Below are 18,671 nucleotides of genomic sequence, written 5' to 3'. Positions count from 1 at the left end.
TGGGTGGGGATCCCGAAGAGCCTGAGCTTCGGGGTGGATCTCAACGGGTTCGAGCATTACCTCGCGCCGGTGTTCGGCGAGGCTTCTTCCCCGGCCCACGAGGCGGCGGGGGAGGCGGCGGGGCTGGAGTACGGACTGATGACGCTGGTGCTGGCGGGCGTGGCGGCGGGGATCTTCTTCGCCTATCGCTTCTACGTGCAGCGTCCGGAGATTGCGGCGCGCCTCGCCGGGCGCTTCCCGGTGCTCGCCCGGCTGCTGGAAAACAAGTACTACGTCGACGAGCTCTATCACGCCGCCGTCGTGCGGCCCTACGGGCGGCTCTGCGATTTTCTGGGGGAGTTCGATCGCCGGGTGGTGGACGGCGTGGTCAACGGCGCCGGCGCTTTCCTGGAGGTCGGCGCCCAGATCCTCAAGCTGTTCCAGACCGGCCACGTCCGCAACTACGCGCTCGCCCTCTTTCTCGGGGCGGTCGCGCTCCTCTGGTACCTTCTATGATCGAGTCGGTGCCCGAGAGCCTGGCGCGCCTCGCGCCGCTGACGATCCTGGCCGCCTGGGCGGTCCTCGCGCTGCTGCTCGTCACCCTGTTCCGCCGGCTGGACAAGGCAACGGGATACCTCACCTTCATGGGAATCCTGCTCGCCGGCGTCAGCGCGTTCCGCCTCCTGCGCGACGGCGCCGCCGCCTCTCTGTTCTCGGGCGCGCTGCTGGTGGATCGGTTTTCCCTCCTTTTCACCCTGCTCTTCCTCGCCACCGCCGGCCTGACCGTGCTGACGTCGATCCCCCTGGTGGAGCAGGAAGGGAAGGGGAAGGGGGAGTATTACGTCCTGATCCTCACGGCGGCGATCGGGATGATCCTGATGGCCAGCAGCGAGAACCTCCTGACGATCTTCCTGGGCCTCGAGATCCTCTCGATCAGCCTGTACATCCTGGCCGGCTTCACCCGGGACGTCGAAAAATCGGTCGAGGCCTCGATGAAGTACTTTCTGCTCGGGGCCTTCGCCACCGCCTTCATCCTCTACGGGGCCGCGCTCCTCTTCGGCGTCACCCGGAGCATCGAGCTGCGGGGGATCGCGCGAGCCTTTGCGCTTCCGGCGGAGTCGGCCATCGATCCGCGCGCCATGGCGGGCATGGGACTGCTGCTGGTGGGGCTCGCCTTCAAGCTGGGGGCCGCGCCGTTCCATTTCTGGATCCCGGACGTCTATCAGGGATCCCCGACTCCGGTGGCGGGATTCATGGCGGCCGGGACGAAGGCGGCGGCCCTGGCGACGATCCTGCGTCTCTTCGGGGTCGCCTTCCGCGGCCCGAGCGTCGAGGCGGGGTGGATCGCCGCCCTATCCCTGATGGCCGCGTGCACCATGATCGTCGGCAACGTGGTGGCGCTCGCCCAGACGAACGTCAAGCGGATGCTCGGCTACTCCTCGATCGCGCACGCCGGCTACCTCCTCGTCGGCGTGGTCGTGACCTCGGCGGTGGAGAGCCGCCAGGCGGCCCTTTCGGCCATCGTCTATTACCTGGCGGGGTACATCTTCATGAACCTCGGCGCCTTCGCCGTGGCGTCGGTCATCGGGCGGACTTCCGGCGGCGCCGAGGAAGGGTACTCCTTCGAAAATTATTCGGGCCTCGCCCGCCGGCGCCCCTTCCTGGCGGCGGTGATGACGATGTTCATGCTGTCGCTGACGGGGATCCCGCCGATGGCCGGCTTCCTCGGGAAGTTCTTCCTGTTCCGCGTCGCCATCGACGGCCGGTTCTATTTCCTCGCGGTCCTGGGGGTCCTCAACTCGGTCGTGGGAGCCTTCTATTACCTGCGAGTCGTCGTCCACATGCACATGAAGGAGCCGTCCGCCGCCGGGATACCTCCCGGGCCCACCTCCCCCGAGGGGATTTCCCTGGCTTTCGCGGCGGCCGCGACCCTTTTCCTGGGGCTGTTCCCCGGATGGCTCCTGGATCTGTCCCGTTCTCTTCTCTAGGGCAAGCGGACCGGGACGGGCGCACCGGCTGAGGCTTGTCGAGCCGGGGATGTTAGAATGCCTGTATTCTAGCGCCATTTCGGAGGTATCGATGAAAACCGCCCGCCCGTCCGTCCGGATCCTCTCCGTTCTTCTGGCCCTCTTCCTGTCGCCGCTCACGGCTCGGCCCGACGAGGAGACGGGAGCCAAGACCAAGATGCAAAAGAAACCCACCGAAGCGGCCAAGCCGGCCGAGGGCTCGACAACTTCCGAAGGGAAGGCGAAGGCCGCCGAACACCCCGAGTGGAGGACGATCGAAGGGACGGTGGTCCGGCTCTTCCCCGATCGTCACATGATTCTCATCAAGACCCACGTCAACGAGTATCAGGTGTTCGCGACTCCTCAGAGCGCCCTGACGCTCGACGGGCAGCCGGCCACGCTCGAGAGTCTGAAGCCGGGCGACCGCGTCGATTCGTGCGAGTTCAGCGCCAAGAGCGTCATCCACAAGCTGGCCGTCACTTCCGCGGCCAAGGCGCGATTCCAGGTCTCCGTCCCCGAAAAGAAGCCCTAGTGTTGCGGCCGGGCAATCAGGTTCCCCTCGCGGCGATCGAGACGCCCGGATGGCAAGGCGCACCGAAGCGCCGCGCGCCCAGCGCGGCACGCCAGCGAGGCGCGACGCGACTGGCCGGGATGGACGGCCGCATTCGGGGAGGTTCGGACCCGGCGGCTGGAACTCGCCGCGGGTCGACCGGCCCAGCGTAACGGAGTCTCGGAGACGCGACACCGGACGGTTCGGTGACTGTATTCGGCAGGAGGAAGGGTCTCCTCGATGAGGCGCAAACGAGAGCGCGGGGCGGAAGTTTCCGATCTCGTCACGCAGCGTCTGTCGCTCTACCTGCGCTGCCTGGAGGAGCTGCAGCGCCAGAAGGTGGTCACGATCTCCTCCCAAACCCTCGCCGATCAGTTCCGGCTCAGCTCGGCGCAGATTCGCAAGGACCTGGCGAATTTCGGCGGATTCGGGGTGCGCGGCGTCGGTTATTCCGTCCAGGAGCTGAAAGGCCGGCTCACCCGGATTCTCGGCCTCGACCGTGACTTGAAGGTCGTCATCGTGGGGGCGGGAAACCTGGGCATGGCCCTCGGCGACTACGCCGGATTCAACCGCGAGGGCTTTCGGATCGTCGCCCTCTTCGACACGGCGCCGGACAAGATCGGAGGAGCCTGCCGGAACGGGGCTCCCATCCTGCCGGTCTCGCAGATTCGCGAGGTCGCGCAGCGCGAAGGGGTGCAAATCGCGGTCCTCGCGGTCCCCGCCCCCGCGGCCCAGTCGGCGGCGGACGCCGTGGCGGGCGCCGGAATCCCCGCCATCCTCAACTTCGCCCCCGCCCAGGTCCGCGTGCCCCCCGCGACCAGCCTCCGCAACGTCGATCTGAAAATTCAGCTGGAAAGCCTCGCCTTCCGTCTCGCCTCGTCCCATCGCGCCCCCACCCGCCGGCGGGCCCAGGGTTAAAAGAAGCGCCCCCTTCCGGCCCCTCCAGCAGTCATTCGACGCCTTCCGGAACCGACTCTTCGGGGCTCCCGTTCTCCGGACGATCGCCAGGCTGCGGGGGGACCGGCAGACAGGACCCGGCGCCCGAATGAAAAAACGGGCGCGCGCCGGAAAACCCCCGGCTTCGGTGAAATTTGTCCGTTGGTCCTGCTTCGACGGCTTCTGAATCGGCTTCGAGGGGTTCGAAGCCGACTCTTGCAGCCCATCCTGGAGGAGAGTCGCGTGAAAAGGCTGTTCGGATTGCTGCTCTTGGCGGTATTCGTAGCTGCTGGTGGTTACATGATCTCGCTGAACACGGCGTCGGCCGCTCCCTCTTCGTGCGGTACCGTCTGCAACCCCGCGAAATGTGCCGCGAGGGGGGGCGCCTGCGTCAGGACCGGTCCCAACTGTTACGTGTGCGAGATTCTGTAAGGTAAGGACCCGGATCGCCGGACCGCGCCTCCTCGCCCGGCAGCTGGGGGGGAGCGCGGTCCAAACCTGCAGCAAGCCTCTCGTCATCCCGTCGCGAGGATCAACGCCGCCGGCTCGCATCGGGGCCGGCTCCGCCCCGTCCCGCGGGTGCGTTGCACAAGCCAATCGGTATATAATCGGCTCCCTTCATGCCGCACTGAAGGAGATCCGCGGTCGCCGATTGCCGGCCCCGGGGTCGACTTTCGTTCCGGCGATCTCCGATCAGGAGCACAGGAGCTCACGATGGCCAGTGAAACTCTGAATGCGTTCGAAATCGCCCAGAAGCAGTTCGACACCGCCGCCGATCACCTCAACCTCGATGCGGGCCTGCGCATGGTGCTCAAGACTCCGAAGCGCCAGCTGACGGTTGCCATTCCGACGAAAATGGACGACGGCACCCTGCGAGTCTTCGAAGGGCACCGGGTCCAGCACAACATCGCCCGGGGTCCCGCGAAAGGCGGCATCCGTTACCATCCCGACGTCAGCCTCGACGAGGTCAAGGCGCTGGCCTCCTGGATGACCTGGAAGTGCGCCACCGTGAATATTCCCTTCGGCGGCGGCAAAGGAGGGGTCGTCTGCAATCCCAAGGAGATGTCCCTCGGCGAGCTGGAGAGAATGACCCGCCGGTACACCTCCGAAATCAGCGTCATCATCGGCCCGGAACAGGACATTCCGGCGCCCGACGTTTATACGACTCCGCAGACGATGGCCTGGATCATGGACACTTACAGCATGACGAAGGGGTACTCCTGCCTCGGCGTCGTCACCGGCAAGCCCCTTTCGGTCGGGGGATCCGAAGGCCGCAACGAGGCGACCGCCCGCGGCTGCCAGTTCACGATTCGCGAGGCCTGCAAGATCCTGAAATTGAACCTCAAGGGATCGCGCGTGGCGGTCCAGGGGGCGGGTAACGCCGGAAGCATCGTGGCGCGGCTCCTGCACGAGGACGGAGCCAAAATCGTCGCGATGTCCGACTCCCGGGGCGGAATCCGCAACACCTCCGGCATCGACCCGACGAAGGCTCTCGCTCACAAGGAAAAGACGGGATCCGTCACGAGCTATCCGGAGGCGGACAACATCACCAACGCCCAGGTGCTCGAGACCGAGTGCGACGTGCTCGTCCCGGCGGCCCTCGAGAACCAGATCACGCTCCAGAACGCGTCCAAGATCAAGACGAAAATCCTGGCCGAGGCGGCCAACGGGCCGACGACGCCGGGCGCCGACGAGATCCTCTTCAAGAACGGCGTGTTCCTGATCCCCGACATCCTGGCGAACGCCGGGGGCGTCACCGTCTCCTACTTCGAGTGGGTCCAGGGCCTCTATTCGTTCTTCTGGGACGAGAACGAGGTCAACCGCCACCTCGAGCGGAAGATGACGCAGGCCTTCAAGGAGGTCCACTCGGTGGCGGAGCGGTACGGCGTCCACATGAGGACCGCCGCCTACATCCTCGCCGTGGGCCGGGTGGCGGAGGCGACCCGGGTCCGGGGCATCTACCCGTAACGGGGAGCTATTCCTTGAAGCCCGTCCCGCAATCGCTGCAGGAAATCTGATCCGCCGACATGACCGGCTTCTTGCAGGAAGGGCACTCGGAGATCAGCTCCATCCCGCAGTCGGGACAGAAGGCGGCGGCGTCGGGATCGTATTCCTGAGCGTACTCGCAGTCTTCGATGGGACAGACGGACCAGCGCTGAGTGTCTTCGGACATTTCGTTTCTCCCGCGGCGTCCCCGGAATAAGAGGGGCGCCGCGGGCATTTTACACTCGGCGGCGCGGGGAGTGGCCGTCCTTATCGATACCGGAGAGGATCTTCCGATGCCGACGCCCGCGGAAGTCGAGACGCTCATCGCCGGCGCGCTTCCGGGCGCCCGGATCGAGGTTCGGGACACGACCGGGACCGGGGATCACTTCCTAGCGATCGTCGTGGCCGAGCAGTTCCGCGGGAAGACCCTGGTCGAGCAGCACCAGATGGTTTACGCTCCGCTGCGGGATCTCATGGCCACCAACGAGATCCACGCCCTATCCCTGAAAACCAGCGCTCCGGAGCCGTGAGGCCCGGGCGCGATTCGCGGAGGATGAGATGCCCGATCCGATTCTCGACGAAATTCAGAAGGTCATCCGAGAGAACAAGGTCGCCGTTTTCATGAAGGGAACGCCCGACATGCCCCGCTGCGGCTTCTCGGCTGGCGTGGTGGACATCCTCCGGAAGCACCGCGTCCCCTTCGCCGCCGTGGACATCCTTCCGGATCCGCGGTACCGCCAAGTCCTGTCGGCCTATTCGAGCTGGCCCACGATCCCCCAGGTGTTCGTCGACGGCAAGCTCATCGGCGGGTGCGACATCGTGCGCGAGATGGACGCCAAGGGGGAGCTCAAGCCCCTTCTCGACGCCGCTTCGCAGCCCTGATCGCCGCCGGTCCCCGCGCCTTCGCACGGGGACTCTCCCGGAGCCCGTCGAGCGCGCGTCCGATCACCGAGCGGTAGAGCTTGCGAAACTGCGCCGCGTCGCCTCCGAGCCGGTTCGTCCTCTGAAGCATGACCAGGCCGTGCGCCGTGGACCAAAGATAGATCGCCGTCCCGATCGGATCGCTCCGCCGGAAGATTCCCGCTTCCATGCATCGCGCGACTTGCTCCACCGCGAGCTTGAAGGTGGCGCGATTGCGCCGCTCCAGCTCCTCGGAGATCCCGGCCATGGCTCCCGGGACGAGGAAGGCCAGGTCGAAATACCGCGGCTGCTCCAGGGCGAAGCGCAGATAGGCGTCGATCAAGCCCGTCAGCCGGCGGTAGGGGTCCTCGCCCTTCAGCGCCGGACTCAGATACTCCGACAGGATCGTCAGGCCGGCGTTCATGATCTCGCCGAAGATCTCCTCCTTGTCGCGGAAATGGCGGTAGAGCGCCGTGGCGGTGACCCCGACGCGGTCGGCGATCTTCCGCATCGACACGCCGTCGACCCCTTCGCTGAGGAAAAGCTCCTGCGCCGCCTGCGAAATCCGGGCCTTGACCTCGTTCATCGTTCCTTTGGCGCGACGAGAGGAAGGGGGATGCGCCGAGCGCCTCGCTCTCGAGTCCTAGAAGGAGGAGTTTTCGAGCGACGGGGAAGCCATTCTTCCCGAGAGCGCCGGCTTGGCATGCAAGTCGATCACCGTCGTCACGCAGCTTCCCGCTCCGTTCTCAATCTTGACGTCGATCCTCGGGAAGGCGCCGCCGCCTGGCACCAGGCCGCTGTCATACAAGGCGGAAGGCTCCGTTCCGACCTTCAGATCCAGGCTCATCTGTTGTTGCACCGCGAATTCGCCGCCCACGCGGTAAAAGCCGTCGCCGCTCACAGGCAGGCCCGAAGCCGAAGTGGAGGAAGGATCGGGAGCCACCTGCCATTTCACCATCGTCACGACGAATTGGTTGAAAAGCGGCGTCGGATCGAGGTCGACGAGCGAGAAGCTGCCGCGGATCGGCAGGACCGGCCCCGGGGCGCAGGCGCAGGGCCCGCCGCAGCTTCGCTGGTAGGTGCTCTGGGGCAGCAGCTTGTAGGAGTGGACTTCATCGGTGGGCACCGGCGAGGCGTCGACGCCGAACGCCGTGTCGAAGCAGTACTGGCCATGAATGGAGATCGTCACGGCGATCCGGGGGAAGTCGCCCCCGCCCGCGACCAGGCCGCTGTCGAAATGCTGGACCGGGTCGTCCCCCCCCTTCAGATCCAGCGAGAGCTGTTCCTGAACGGGGTAGCCGCCGATCTGGTAGCTGCCGCCGCCGGTCACTCGGATCGGCCCCGAGGGGAGGGTGACGGACCAGTTGACCTCGGTGACCGAGTAGGTCCGGAACGAGCCCGCTGCGCCGGTCGGAGTAAGAACGAAGGTCCCCTCGACCCCGCCGGTCTCCATGACGGGGCACAGGCAAGGCGCGAAGCAGCCTCGTTGAAACGTGGCCGTCTTGCCGAGGCGATAAATCCGGAAAGCGTTCTCGGAAGTCTGGGCGGAGGACGACAGGATCCCCGCCGCCAGGACGACCCCGACCGCGAGCGCGCGTCCGAGGCGCAGGAAATGAAAGGACGAGGTTCCAACTCGATGTGGGCGGCTCATGGTCGAGTCTCCTTTCGGACGGATTGGGACCGGATTGAGCAAAACCTAGCACTGCCTTGCACTGAGGTCAAGGCGGCGCGGCCCGCGGCCCCGGCGGCTTGCGGGCGGTGGGGAAAGCAAAAAAGAGCGGCGCGGCGCAGGTGCGGAGAGCCGCCGGGAGACGGGCACGGGTCAGTTCGAGGGCCGGCCGCGAGGCAGGGCCCGGCCGGAAACCTCGTCCCCGCTACCGGCAAACCGGCAGTGGCACGTCTCCTGGACCACCCCGCCCGGAGACGGCTGGAGTTTCGTTAACGCCGTAAACGGTGGTAGTGTATTTGCTTGACCCCGCGGGCAGTTGCAGCCAAAGTGGAGAGGGAGGATTATCCAGGGTGTCCCACGGTTCCGCCTTCGCCCCTTCCGTCCCCCAAAGCTCCGCCGAATCGGCCCTCCGCCTGCGCGAGGCGCTCGAGCGCGCGCAGGGGCACCTCCTGGCGCTGCAAGCGTCCGATGGCCACTGGCGGGGGGAGCTGGAAGGGGACACGATCCTCGAGTCGGAATACGTCCTGGCGATGTGGTTCCTCGGCCGCTGCGGCGGCGAGAAGATCGGGAAGGTCGGCAACTACCTCCGGCGGAAGCAGCTCGAGGAGGGAGGCTGGGCCATCTATCCGGGAGGCCCGCCGGACGTCAGCGCCTCCACCAAAGCCTATTTCGTCCTGAAGCTGCTCGGAGACGATCCCGAAGCCGGGCACATGCAGCGCGCCCGCCGGGTCATCCTCAGGCTCGGTGGCATCGACGCCTGCAACTCCTTCACGAAGATCTATCTGGCGATCTTCGGGCAATACCCCTGGGCGAAATGCCCCTCGGTCCCCCCGGAGCTGGTCCTCCTCCCGCGCCGGTTCTACCTGAACATCTACGAGATGTCCTCGTGGTCGCGGGCGATCCTCGTGCCGCTCAGCATCATCAGCGCCCGCAAGCCGAGCTGCGCCGTCCCCGCGGCCGCGGCGATCGCGGAGCTTCGGTCCGACCAGTACCGCCCTCCGAAGCGCACGGCGTGGGGCTCGTTCTTCTACGCCGTCGACGCGCTGGTGAAGCGCACGGAATGGCTGCCTCTCGGGATGCTGCGCTCCTTCGCCCTGGAAAAAGCGGAGCGTTGGACGCTGGAGCGCCTCCAGGACAGCGACGGCCTCGGCGCCATCTTTCCGCCCATCGTGAACACCATTTTCGCGTTGCGCGCGCAAGGATACGCCCCCGACCACCCGACGATTCTCCTGCAGGCGCGCGAGCTGGAGAAGCTGGAGATCGAGGAGGGGGACACCCTGCGCGTCCAGCCCTGCCTGTCTCCCGTGTGGGACACGGCGCTGGCCGTCAACGCTCTGGTCGAGTCGGGCGTCCCGGGCGATCATCCCGCCGTGACCTGCGCGGCGCGCTGGCTTCTCGGCCGGCGCGGCAGCGAAATGGGCGATTGGCGGCTGAAGCGGCCCGGACCGGTCAAGGCGGGGTGGTACTTCGAATACGCCAACCCGTTCTATCCCGACTGCGACACCACCTCCCAGGTGCTCACCACCCTCTGCAAGGTCACCCTTCCTCCGGACGACGCCTTGCGCTGCCAGCGGGCGATCTTCGAGAGTCACGAATGGCACCTGGGGATGCAGAATGACGACGGCGGGTGGGCGGCCTTCGATCGGGCCTGCGACAAGGAGATCCTGACCAAGGTTCCGTTCGCCGATCACAATGCCATGATCGATCCCAGCACCGCCGATCTCACCGCCCGCGGCCTCGAATCCCTCTCCGAGCTCGGGTTCACCGCGGACTATCCGCCCGCGCGGCGCGCCATCCGGTTCCTCCGCCGGACGCAGGAGGCGGAAGGCGCCTGGTACGGGCGCTGGGGATGCAATTATCTTTACGGGACCTATCTGGCGCTCTGGGCATTGTGGAAAATCGGCGTCGATCCCTCGGATCGGGCGGTGCGGCGCGGGGCGGAGTGGCTGCTCCGCTGCCAGAACCCGGACGGGGGCTGGGGAGAGTCCCTCGCCTCCTATGACGATCCCTCGCTGAAGGGGAAGGGCCCGAGCACGCCCTCCCAGACGGCCTGGGCCGTCCTGGGCCTGCTCGCCGCCGGCCATCGCGAGGACGAGTCGGTGCGCCGCGGCGTCGAGTTCCTCCTCGCACGCCAGGCCCCGGACGGGTCGTGGCCCGAGGAGGAATGGACGGGAACCGGGTTCCCGGGCGTCTTCTATCTCCGGTATCATCTTTATCCGCTCTACTTCCCGCTTCTCGCCCTCGGGGTGTACGCCGCAAAGCAGCCGCCCGCCTGGCGCGGAGACTGGGCGCCGCTGGAACAAACCGCCGTCCCGGCCGCACCGGCCGAAGGAGTCGTGCTGTGAGATTTCCGGTCCACATCACCACCGACATGATCAAGCATCAGGCGAAGCAGGCGCTCCGTGGCCGCCGCCGCTATCCCTTCGTCCTGATGCTCGAGCCGCTGTACACCTGCAACCTGGCCTGCCTGGGCTGCACGCCGGAGCGCCACACGGGCAAGCTGGCGGACCGGCTGACGCCGGCGCAGTGCCTGCGGGCGGTGGAGGACTCGGGGGCCCCCGGCGTGTCGATCTGCGGCGGCGAGCCGACCCTCTACCCGGAGCTGCCGGAGCTGGTGATGGAGATCATCCGGCGGCACCGCCACATCTATCTGTGCACGAACGCCCTTCTCCTCGACTCCAAGGTCTTCGGCGTGATCCCGCCCCACCGGCGCCTCACGCTGAACATCCATCTCGACGGGATGCGTCAAACCCACGATCGGGTCTGCGACAAAAAGGGGACCTTCGACAAGGCGGTTGCGATGATCCGCGAAGCGAAGCGCCTCGGCTACCACGTCATGACCAACACCACGGTCTTCAAGGAGACCGACGTCGGCGAGGTCAAGGCGCTGTGCGAGCTGGCGAAGAGCCTCGGAGTCGACGGGATGCTCGTCGCGCCCGGGTATCATTACGAGTCGGTCAATCGGGACATCTTCCTCACCCGCGACGAGATTCATACGAAGTTCCGGAAGATCCTCCGGTTTTCCCGGCGCTACCGCCTCACCTCCACCCCCATGTTCCTGGAGTTCGCCGCGGGGCTTCGCGAGCTTCCCTGCTCCCCGTGGAGCACGGTGACCTACACCCCCCGCGGGTGGAAGGGGCCGTGTTACCTGATCGGGCTGAAGTACACCCACTCCTGGAAAGAGTTCTGGGAGCAGACCGACTGGCAGTACTGGGAGTCGCGCCGCGACGAGCGCTGCCAGAACTGCGCCATGCACTCGGGCTTCGAGGCCTCGGCGGTCCGGGAGATCCGCCAGAGTCCCCGCGACCTCGTCCGCATGGCGGCGTGGAACCTCCTCGGATAAGGACGAGATGATGCGGGTCTTCCTCACCGGGGCGACCGGATTCGTGGGATGGCACCTGCTGGAGGCGCTCCTCGCCCGGGGAGACCAGGTGCGCTGCCTCGCGCGTCCCGCCAGCCGCCGCCTGCTCGAAGGTGCGAGCGTGGAAGTCGTCGTCGGAGACCTCACCGATTTCGAAGCGATTCGCCGGGCGGTGGAAGGGGCCGAGGCGGTCTATCACTGCGCGGCCGATTACCGGCTCTACGTGGAAGACCCCGCCGCCATGTACCGCGCCAACGTCGAGGGGACGCGGAACGTCCTGCGCGCCGCCGCCGAGTCCGGCGCGCAGCGCGTCGTCTACACCAGCACCGTGGGAGCCCTCGGCCTCCACCCCGCCGGGGAGCCGGCCGACGAGAGGACCGCGGGGCGCCTCGGCCAGATGGTGGGGCACTACAAGCGCAGCAAATTTCTGGCGGAGCGCGTCGCGGAGGAATGGGCTATCCGCGGGCTGCCGGTCGTCATCGTCAACCCTTCTGCGCCGGTGGGTGAGAGGGACATCAAGCCGACGGCCACCGGCAAGATGATCCTCGACTTCCTGAAGGGCCGCATCCCGGCCTACGTCGAGACGGGACTGAACCTGGTCGACGTCCGCGACGTGGCGGCGGGCCACATCCTGGCGATGGAGCGGGGGCGCCCCGGGGAGAAGTACATCCTGGGGCACCGCAACATGTCGCTCAAGGAGATCCTGGAGGCGCTGGCGCCGATCGCCGGCCGGCCCGCGCCGCGGATCCGGGTTCCCCACTGGCTTCCCCTCGCCGTCGCCGCGATGGACACTGGATTCGCCCGCCTCCGCGGCGGCAGGCCGCGTTACGAGCTCGACGCGGTGCGGCTCGCCCGGAAGATGATGTTCTTCGACTCCGGCAAGGCGGTGCGCGAGCTGGGCCTCCCGCAGACGCCGGTGGAGGAGGCGCTCGGCCGCGCGGTCGCCTGGTTCCGCGACAGCGGTTACGTCACGGGGCGCGCCGCGTGAATCGGGGGCTTGTCGCGCCGGCGGCGGCGGAGGCCGCGATCTTCACGAAGGTGGCGATCGTGGCGGCCCTGGAGCGCGAGATCCGCGCCTTGCGGCCGGCCTTGAGGGCCGAACGGCGCTGGAAAGACGGCAGCATCCAGGCGGAGGAAGGGAGTCTCGGCGGAATCCCGGCGGTTCTGGCGAGCACGGGAGACGGGGCCCGGCGCGCGGAGAGCGGGGCCCGCGACGTGCTGGATCGTTTCGAGGCGCAATGCCTGGTGATTCTCGGGGTGGCGGGGGGGCTTTCGCCTCATCTCGAGGCCGGGAAGATCGTCGCGGCCCGCGAAGTGATCGACGAGACGGGAGGGGTCCCCCCGCCGGACCCTTTGCACACCCGCCGGCTCCTGCGTCGAACGGGCGCCACTCCCGCGATTTTCGTCTGCACGCGCTCGATCCTCTGCGCCGCCCGGGAAAAGTCGGAGGCCTACGCGCGCCTCCCCTGGGGGACCGAAGCCGCCGCCACGGACCTCGAGACGGCGGCCTTCGCGCGCGCCGCCGCGGAGCGCGGCCTTCCCTACGTCGCCTTGCGGGCGATCTCCGATCCGGCGGAAGAGTCCCTGCCGCTCGATTTCAACGCCCTGCGCGACTCCGAAGGCTCGGTCGACGGCCGGCGCGTGGCGCTCGCCGCGCTGGCGCGCCCCTGGCTCGTCCCCTCGCTTTGGCATCTTCGAACCCGCGTCGCCCTCTGCTCCGAGAGCCTGGCCCGCGCCGCCGGCGCGTTCCTCGCCGGGGACGCCTCTTGAGCCGCGCCGGACGCGGGATCGTCCCCGGCGCGGGAGACCGCCGGCTGCCCCCGGAGCCGATGCCCGCGCCGCACCGCGGCGGTGGCGCGCCGCGCGTGGCGACCGAAACGCTGCTCGACCGCCTCCTCCAGGCGAGCAGCCGCACCTTCGCCCTGACGATCCCCCTGCTGCGCGAGCCGACCCGCCGCGAGGTGACGATCGCCTACCTTCTTTTCCGGGTCGCCGACAGCATCGAGGATTCGACGCGCTGGCCGCGCGACGGCAAGCTCCAGGAGCTGGAAGCGCTCCGGCGCTTTCTCGAGGCCCCCTCCGGGTCGATCGCGGCACCGTGGCGGAAGTGGGCCGAGGACCCGCCGCTCGATCATCCGGGGTACCGCGAGCTCCTGGGTGAATTCCCGTCCGTGATGCGCGCCGCGGAATCGCTCGCTCCGGAGGCCTGGCGCCTCGTTTCGAGCCACACGGCGAAGACCTGCCGCGCCATGGCGTCGTTCGTCGAGCGGGAGCGCGACGGCGTCCTGCGCCTGAAGGACTTGGGCGACCTGCGGGCCTACTGCTACGCCGTCGCCGGCATCGTGGGAGAGATGCTCACGGAGCTGTTCCTGCTCGATCCGGCGCTCGGGCCGATCGCCTCGGTGATGCGCGACGAGGCGCCTCTCTTCGGCGAGGCGCTCCAGCTCGTCAACATCCTGAAGGACCGCGCCGCCGACGCGCGCGAAGGTCGGTGCTACCTCCCCGAGGAGGTCGATCCGGCGGACGTGTTCGCCCTGGCCCGCCGGGATCTCGCCGTCGCGTCGGACTATTGCGCCCGCCTCGAGCGCTTCGGGGCCGATTCGGGAATCGTCGCTTTCACGGCGCTGCCGGCGCTTCTCGCCTTCTCCTCGCTCGGCCGCGTGGAGCGGGACGGCCCGGGCGCCAAGATCACGCGCGCCGAAGTGTCGGAGATCGTCGCCGCGCTCCATGAGGCGGTGGATCGGAAAACGGTCGGGAAGCTGCTCGAAACGGCGGGCGGATCCCCGCGCCGTCCGGGAGGGGGATGATGAAAGAGAACCGGTTTCTCGACGAGGGATTGACCCCCGCGCGGCTGAAGGGGCTGACGCTTCCGGAGCTGGAGGAGTTGGCGCGCGAGATCCGCCAGGCGATCTGCGAGCAGGTCGCCCGCGGCGGCGGGCACCTCGCGCCGAACCTGGGGGTCGTCGAGCTGACCCTCGCGCTGCATTACGTCTTCGACTTCGGGACCGACCGCCTCCTCTTCGACGTCGGGCACCAGTGTTACACCCACAAGCTGCTCACCGGCCGGCTTCCTCTCCTCGGCCGGCTCCGCCAGAAGGGAGGGATGTCGGGCTTTCCCGAGCCGCTGGAGAGTCCCTACGATCTCTTCAGCGTGGGCCACGCCGGCACGGGCGTCTCGACGGGCATCGGCATGGCCCGGGGCGACCTGCACCGCGGCGAAGCGCACCGCAAGGTCGTGGTCCTCGTCGGCGACGCCGCCATCGTCAACGGGGTCTCCATGGAGGGGCTCAACAACGCCGGCACGCTCAGGCGGCAGTTTCTGGTCGTCCTGAACGACAACGGCATGTCGATCGGCAAGCCGCAAGGGGCGCTGGCGGGCTATTTCGACCGGATTCGCGTCAACCCCCGCTTCACCGATCTCAAGGATCGGGCCCGCGAAGTCCTCAAGCACGTTCCGGTCGCGCAGAAGCTCGAAGAGATCTACCACCGCCTGGGTGAGGTCACGAAGGCGGCGCTGGAGCACACGCACCTTTTCGATCACTTCGGCATGCTCTGCATCGGGCCGATGGACGGGCACGAGCTGGGACCGCTCGTCGAGGTGCTTCGCGAGGTCCGCGAGATCGAGCGCCCCGTGCTGCTGCACGTGAAGACGATCAAGGGGAAGGGTTTCGACTTCTCCTCCGACGATCCCGTGACCTTCCATTCCCCTTCGCCCTTCCAGGTCACCGGCTGCCGCGCCGAGATCCACAAGGACGGGCGCTCCTTCACCGCCGCGTTCGGCGACGCGATGATCGATCTGATGGAGCGCGATCCGGGCGTCATCGCCGTCACGGCGGGGATGGCCGACGGCACCGGCCTCGCCAAGGTGATGCCGCGGTTCCCCGCGCGGACGTTCGACGTCGGGATCGCCGAATCGCACGCCGTCGACATGTGCGCCGGGATGGCGAAGACGGGCCTGCGCCCGTTCGCCGCGATCTATTCGACCTTCCTCCAGCGCGCCTTCGACCAGGTCTTCCAGGAGGTGGCGCTGCAGGGGCTGCCGGTGCGCTTCTGTCTCGACCGCGCCGGCCTCGTCGGCGGGGACGGCGCCGTCCACCACGGCTTCCTCGACGTCGCCTTCCTGAGGGGCCTGCCGGGGATGGTCCTTCTGGCGGCGCGCGACGAGCCGACCCTGCGGGCGGCGCTGGAGTTCATGCGCCTCTACGACGCCGGCCCCTCGGCGGTGCGTTACCCCCGGGAGAAGGTCCCGGAGCCCGCCGCCGGCCCCGTGCCGCCGTTCGAGCTGGGGAAGGCCCACCTTCTGGCCGAGGGGAGCGACCTCGCCGTCTTCGCCTACGGCTTTCCGGCGAACACCGCGCTGGCGGCGCGCTCCGAGCTGGAGAAGCTGGGACATTCGATCGCCGTCTATGACGCGCGGTTCGCCAAGCCGGTCGATCGCGAACGGCTCCGCGCTCTCGTCGAGAGCGGCATCCCGATCCTCACGGTGGAGGACCATCACGTCGCGGGGGGGTTCGGAAGCTGCGTCCTGGAGGCGTGCCACGAAATGGGGCTGCCGACCCAGGGCGTGGTTCGCCTGGGGCTTCCGGATCGCTGGATCTATCACGGGTCGCGACGCGAGCAGCAGGAAGAGGCGGGAATCGACACGGCGGCGCTCGTTCGGCAGGCGCGGGCGATTCTCGAAAAAGTCACAGCCGCGAGGCGGCTCGTGGCGGCCGATCCGCCGGAGGCGTCCGGATCCTCAGTCCAACCCGCCGCCGCGGCTCCCGATCCCGCGGCGCCGGCAGCCGCCCTGGAGAAGGGCGATCCTCCGGAGCCCGTGACGGTGCCCGCGCCCAGGAAGAAATCGGCGCTGCGTTTGGGCGGGTTCTTCCGATCCTGATCCCCGCCGATTGTCCTTTCGTTTCTCGTCAGCGCGCCCGGGCGATCCCCAGCTCCGCCAGCCGCCGCGCCACGTCGTCCCCCGCCTGTGCCGCCTTCACTTCGCGGTCGACGTAGAGGACTTTGCCGTCCGCGCCGATGTAAAAGGTCCAGCGCGCGGCGACGCTTCCGCGCAGCGCGCCATAGGCGCGCGCCGTGCTCTTCTCGGGGTCGCTCAGGATGGGATAATCGAGACGAAGCGATTCCGCGAACCTCCGATTGGTCTCGGGATCGTCGGTGCTCGCGGCGAAATAGGCGACGTCGAACTCTCGGATCTTGCCGCCGCTCGCACGGAGCGACGCGCATTCGGAAGTTCAGCCGCCGGTGAACGCTTTCGGAAACCAGGCGACCACCACGGCCTTCTTCCCTTGATAATCCGCAAGCGAATAGGTCTTTCCATCGGAACCGGGAAGGGTAAAGGAAGGCGCGGGGTCGCCTGCCTCCGGCCCTTTGCCGCTGAACACGGAGCCGGCCGCGTATCCGAGCGCGGCGAACAGCAGGCCCATCGTCTTGTTCATCGTCGGTCCTCCTCGATGCCGTTCCGGCCCATGCCACCACGCCTGTCATTCTCTTCCCGCCGCGCCCATCCGGCAAGCGCTACGAATCCGGCGGGGCGGATGGGGATGCCCGGGAGATCTCCACGAGCGAGAGCGGCCCGCGGCTCACGACGGTGCGCAGCGTGAAGCGGCCGCGGGAGGCCCAGCCCTCGAGATCGGGCCGGAAGCGCTCCTTCACCAGGCAAAAGACCGGCCCGCCTCGCGCCTGAGGCCGCGGCAGGTCATTGATCTCCCTTGGATGGGGAACCGAGCAGTCGGTGTAGAAAAGCGTTCCCTTGAGGTGCTCTCCCACCAGCGCCACCGGGTAGCCGGCGTCGCGCAGCGTCAACAGGCGCCGTGTCATCTCCCGCATCGACTCGTAAGGCGCCGCGGGCACGATGGCGAAGCGCACGAAGCCCAGGACGAAGGCGCCAGCGGCGGCCACCCACCAGGCGGCCCTCAGCCGGCCCCGCGGCAGGAGGGCCGAGAAGACGGCCGCGACCGCGAAGACGAAGCTCAGCGCCGGATAGAGCCAGATCCGGCCCGGCGGAATGCCGTACCGATGCTGTAGGAGGAACGGCACCGCCAGCGCGACCCCCGGAAGCGACGCCGCCCCCAGCGCGGCGGCGACCGCGAACGACTTTCCCCATCGATCCCGGCGCTCCGCGCGCCACCGATCCCACTCGCGCGCCACCAGGATCGCGGCGGCGGGGAAGACGGGCAGCAGATAGCCGGGCAGCTTCGTCGCGATCAGGGAGTAGAAGACGAAAGGGGCCAGGAACCACGACCACGCCAGCTCCGCCAGGGGATCGGGCGCCGCCTCGGGCGCCCGGCGGACCAGCCGCGTCAGGGCTCGCGCCGCGGTGATCGCGAACGGAAAGCTCCACGGCAGGAAGGCGATGAGGAAGACCGGCAGGTAGTAGGTGACAGGGCCGCCATGATCGGACACCGGCTCGCCCAGCCGCGCCAGGTTGTTCTTAAGCCAGAAGACGCGCGCGAACCGGCTGCCATTCTGAATCCAGACCGGAACGTACCAGAAGGCGGCGGTCACCAGGCAGATGGCGGCGCCGCGCAGCGCCGCATTCGAGCCCGCCAGCTTGATCTCCCTTTGCCTGATCAGGAAGACCAGGATCACCAGCGCCGGAATCGCCGCCCCCGACGGTCCTTTCGCCAGCGCCGCGATCCCCGCGCCGAAGCCGGAAGCCAGGAACCAGGCGGCGCGCCGGGCCGGCTCCCGGTAGCCGCGAAAGAAGAAGACGAGGCAGAGGGTGATGCCGGAAGTGAGCAGAGCGTCCATCCCCGCCACCCGCGCGCCCACCGCGAATCCGGGCGAGGTGGCCAGGGCGGCGCCTGCCAGGAGCCCCGCGCCTCTTCCGAAGGCCCGCCCGGCGATCGACGCGACCGCCAGGACCGCCGCGAGCCCGGCGATCACCTGCGGCAGCCGTCCCGCCAGCTCGTTCTCTCCCAGGAAATGAAAGAACACCGCCGCGAGCCAGTGATAGAGAGGGGGCTTGATCAGATAGGGGCTGCCGCACAGGCGCGGCGTGATCCAATCCCCGGTGCCGGCCATCTCGCGCGCCGTCTGGGCGTAGATCGACTCGTCGGTCCAGAAGCCGGTCCCGCCGAGACGGTAGCCGAACAGCCCCGCGCACAATGCCGCCAGCGCCAGCAGTCCGATCCAGGAAACGCTCCGTGAGGCGCGCGCCAAAGAGATCTCCTCGAGCCGGTTCGCGAGTGGCGGCGGAGAATACCATCCGCACCTTCTCCCCAACAACCGGCCCGTCCTGTCGGGCTTCTCTCCGCGCCTTGCGGGGGCAGCCTTCGGAAGGAT

At 68.1% G+C, this 18,671-nt stretch carries 18 protein-coding genes; 13 read left to right on the top strand and 5 right to left on the bottom strand.

The genetic code is table 11. The features are described from left to right. The 5 genes from VGR67_15930 to VGR67_15910 form a co-directional block, all read left to right on the top strand. The coding region (locus VGR67_15930) for an NADH-quinone oxidoreductase subunit L (GenBank protein HEV8337902.1) at window positions 1-495 on the top strand (495 nt) is incomplete at its 5' end. Next, complete coding sequence (locus VGR67_15925) at window positions 492-1,967, top strand: NADH-quinone oxidoreductase subunit N (protein HEV8337901.1); 1,476 nt, start codon at window positions 492-494, stop codon at window positions 1,965-1,967. The genes VGR67_15930 and VGR67_15925, both read left to right, overlap by 4 nt. A 91-nt stretch (window positions 1,968-2,058) precedes the next feature. Next, window positions 2,059-2,517 carry a hypothetical protein gene (locus tag VGR67_15920; GenBank protein HEV8337900.1) on the top strand — a complete coding sequence of 153 codons (459 nt, stop codon included), beginning with the start codon at window positions 2,059-2,061 and terminating at the stop codon, window positions 2,515-2,517. 258 nt (window positions 2,518-2,775) lie between these two features. Then, window positions 2,776-3,453: a redox-sensing transcriptional repressor Rex gene (locus VGR67_15915; GenBank protein HEV8337899.1), complete on the top strand. Its 678-nt coding sequence runs from the start codon at window positions 2,776-2,778 to the stop codon at window positions 3,451-3,453. Window positions 3,454-4,185: 732 nt separating this feature from the next. After that, window positions 4,186-5,439 (top strand): Glu/Leu/Phe/Val dehydrogenase, encoded by a 1,254-nt coding sequence (locus VGR67_15910; GenBank protein HEV8337898.1) that lies wholly within the window; start codon window positions 4,186-4,188, stop codon window positions 5,437-5,439. 7 nt (window positions 5,440-5,446) lie between these two features. On the opposite strand, the gene VGR67_15905 is transcribed toward VGR67_15910, so the two are convergent. Continuing rightward, a complete protein-coding gene (locus VGR67_15905) occupies window positions 5,447-5,644 on the bottom strand; it encodes a zinc ribbon domain-containing protein (protein ID HEV8337897.1) in 198 nt (65 codons plus the stop codon). Window positions 5,645-5,750: 106 nt separating this feature from the next. On the opposite strand from VGR67_15905, the gene VGR67_15900 reads away from it, so the two are divergent. Next, window positions 5,751-5,987 carry a BolA/IbaG family iron-sulfur metabolism protein gene (locus tag VGR67_15900; protein ID HEV8337896.1) on the top strand — a complete coding sequence of 79 codons (237 nt, stop codon included), beginning with the start codon at window positions 5,751-5,753 and terminating at the stop codon, window positions 5,985-5,987. A 28-nt stretch (window positions 5,988-6,015) separates the two neighbouring features. Next, window positions 6,016-6,339: a Grx4 family monothiol glutaredoxin gene (gene grxD / locus VGR67_15895; GenBank protein HEV8337895.1), complete on the top strand. Its 324-nt coding sequence runs from the start codon at window positions 6,016-6,018 to the stop codon at window positions 6,337-6,339. On the opposite strand, the gene VGR67_15890 is transcribed toward grxD, so the two are convergent. Further along, window positions 6,305-6,943: a TetR/AcrR family transcriptional regulator gene (locus VGR67_15890; protein HEV8337894.1), complete on the bottom strand. Its 639-nt coding sequence runs from the start codon at window positions 6,941-6,943 to the stop codon at window positions 6,305-6,307. The genes grxD and VGR67_15890 overlap by 35 nt on opposite strands. Before the next feature lie 57 nt (window positions 6,944-7,000). After that, window positions 7,001-8,008 carry a hypothetical protein gene (locus VGR67_15885; protein HEV8337893.1) on the bottom strand — a complete coding sequence of 336 codons (1,008 nt, stop codon included), beginning with the start codon at window positions 8,006-8,008 and terminating at the stop codon, window positions 7,001-7,003. Window positions 8,009-8,376: 368 nt separating this feature from the next. On the opposite strand from VGR67_15885, the gene shc reads away from it, so the two are divergent. The 6 genes from shc to dxs are packed head-to-tail and all read left to right on the top strand — an operon-like array spanning window position 8,377 to window position 16,266. Next, entirely contained in the window at window positions 8,377-10,371 is a 1,995-nt protein-coding gene (gene shc / locus VGR67_15880; GenBank protein HEV8337892.1) for a squalene--hopene cyclase, read from the top strand. Beyond that, window positions 10,368-11,369, top strand: coding sequence for an adenosyl-hopene transferase HpnH (hpnH, locus tag VGR67_15875; GenBank protein HEV8337891.1), 1,002 nt, complete (start codon window positions 10,368-10,370; stop codon window positions 11,367-11,369). Before shc ends, hpnH begins: the two co-directional genes overlap by 4 nt. Before the next feature lie 7 nt (window positions 11,370-11,376). Continuing rightward, a complete protein-coding gene (gene hpnA / locus VGR67_15870) occupies window positions 11,377-12,375 on the top strand; it encodes a hopanoid-associated sugar epimerase (GenBank protein ID HEV8337890.1) in 999 nt (332 codons plus the stop codon). After that, on the top strand, window positions 12,372-13,157 hold the full coding sequence (locus VGR67_15865) for a hypothetical protein (protein ID HEV8337889.1): 786 nt from the start codon (window positions 12,372-12,374) through the stop codon (window positions 13,155-13,157). The genes hpnA and VGR67_15865 overlap by 4 nt, the downstream gene beginning before the upstream one ends. Beyond that, window positions 13,154-14,194: a squalene/phytoene synthase family protein gene (locus VGR67_15860; GenBank protein ID HEV8337888.1), complete on the top strand. Its 1,041-nt coding sequence runs from the start codon at window positions 13,154-13,156 to the stop codon at window positions 14,192-14,194. The genes VGR67_15865 and VGR67_15860 overlap by 4 nt, the downstream gene beginning before the upstream one ends. Further along, window positions 14,191-16,266 (top strand): 1-deoxy-D-xylulose-5-phosphate synthase, encoded by a 2,076-nt coding sequence (gene dxs / locus VGR67_15855; protein ID HEV8337887.1) that lies wholly within the window; start codon window positions 14,191-14,193, stop codon window positions 16,264-16,266. The genes VGR67_15860 and dxs overlap by 4 nt, the downstream gene beginning before the upstream one ends. Window positions 16,267-16,294: 28 nt before the next feature. Here the strand turns inward: dxs and VGR67_15850 are convergent, their stop codons facing one another. Both VGR67_15850 and VGR67_15845 read right to left on the bottom strand, forming a co-directional pair. Beyond that, window positions 16,295-16,810, bottom strand: a complete 516-nt coding sequence (locus VGR67_15850) for a peroxiredoxin (GenBank protein ID HEV8337886.1) — start codon at window positions 16,808-16,810, stop codon at window positions 16,295-16,297. A gap of 91 nt (window positions 16,811-16,901) precedes the next feature. Continuing rightward, window positions 16,902-18,548, bottom strand: coding sequence for a glycosyltransferase family 39 protein (locus tag VGR67_15845; GenBank protein ID HEV8337885.1), 1,647 nt, complete (start codon window positions 18,546-18,548; stop codon window positions 16,902-16,904). Window positions 18,549-18,671 lie beyond the last annotated feature (123 nt).

This window comes from Candidatus Polarisedimenticolia bacterium (assembly GCA_036004685.1).
Lineage (GTDB): Bacteria > Acidobacteriota > Polarisedimenticolia > Gp22-AA2 > AA152 > DASYRE01.
Note: the sequence above shows the minus strand (reverse complement) of the source record. Positions and strands in the feature narration are given on the sequence as shown.

What these genes read in the sequence shown, in the direction of transcription:
- VGR67_15925 (HEV8337901.1), top strand. Translation starts at nt 492, where the DNA reads ATGATCGAGTCGGTGCCCGAGAGCCTGGCGCGCCTCGCGCCGCTGACG.
- VGR67_15920 (HEV8337900.1), top strand. Translation starts at nt 2,059, where the DNA reads ATGAAAACCGCCCGCCCGTCCGTCCGGATCCTCTCCGTTCTTCTGGCC.
- VGR67_15915 (HEV8337899.1), top strand. Translation starts at nt 2,776, where the DNA reads ATGAGGCGCAAACGAGAGCGCGGGGCGGAAGTTTCCGATCTCGTCACG.
- VGR67_15910 (HEV8337898.1), top strand. Translation starts at nt 4,186, where the DNA reads ATGGCCAGTGAAACTCTGAATGCGTTCGAAATCGCCCAGAAGCAGTTC.
- VGR67_15905 (HEV8337897.1), bottom strand. Translation starts at nt 5,644, where the DNA reads ATGTCCGAAGACACTCAGCGCTGGTCCGTCTGTCCCATCGAAGACTGC.
- VGR67_15900 (HEV8337896.1), top strand. Translation starts at nt 5,751, where the DNA reads ATGCCGACGCCCGCGGAAGTCGAGACGCTCATCGCCGGCGCGCTTCCG.
- grxD (HEV8337895.1), top strand. Translation starts at nt 6,016, where the DNA reads ATGCCCGATCCGATTCTCGACGAAATTCAGAAGGTCATCCGAGAGAAC.
- VGR67_15890 (HEV8337894.1), bottom strand. Translation starts at nt 6,943, where the DNA reads ATGAACGAGGTCAAGGCCCGGATTTCGCAGGCGGCGCAGGAGCTTTTC.
- VGR67_15885 (HEV8337893.1), bottom strand. Translation starts at nt 8,008, where the DNA reads ATGAGCCGCCCACATCGAGTTGGAACCTCGTCCTTTCATTTCCTGCGC.
- hpnA (HEV8337890.1), top strand. Translation starts at nt 11,377, where the DNA reads ATGATGCGGGTCTTCCTCACCGGGGCGACCGGATTCGTGGGATGGCAC.
- dxs (HEV8337887.1), top strand. Translation starts at nt 14,191, where the DNA reads ATGATGAAAGAGAACCGGTTTCTCGACGAGGGATTGACCCCCGCGCGG.